The sequence below is a fragment of the Lactobacillus sp. 23-2 genome (assembly GCF_044902225.1).
Taxonomy (GTDB): Bacteria; Bacillota; Bacilli; order Lactobacillales; family Lactobacillaceae; genus Lactobacillus; species Lactobacillus absianus.
This window is the reverse complement of record NZ_JAOQBX010000094.1, coordinates 1-288: the sequence shown is the minus strand read 5'-3', so window position 1 is coordinate 288 and position 288 is coordinate 1. Positions and strand designations below refer to the sequence as shown.

Below are 288 nucleotides of genomic sequence, written 5' to 3'. Positions count from 1 at the left end.
TTTTTCTTATTGCCGTCATCACTGGTATTCCGATATCTCAACTAGGAGGTAATCGCATTGACCAGCGCAGGCACTTGCGTGCCACTCTTGCAACTTCTTGGAAAGACTCTCGCCAATCCTCGGGTACAGCTAACCCGCATGGCTATGACCGAAGCCACAGCCTTAACTTCGCTTTTTTTGAATTTACAGTGCCTTATTCAATTCTGGATGCTCAGCCAGCGCTAAAAGGCTTAGCATCGCATTCTTGTCCCGATCTACAACCTTGTTGTAGTTCGGGCATTTTTTGTT

At 46.5% G+C, this 288-nt stretch carries 1 pseudogene; it reads right to left on the bottom strand.

What is annotated here, in order from left to right:
* Nucleotides 1-183 precede the first annotated feature (183 nt).
* Nucleotides 184-288 (bottom strand): annotated as a pseudogene (locus tag OCH80_RS10305) (RNA-guided endonuclease TnpB family protein); the annotation flags it as partial.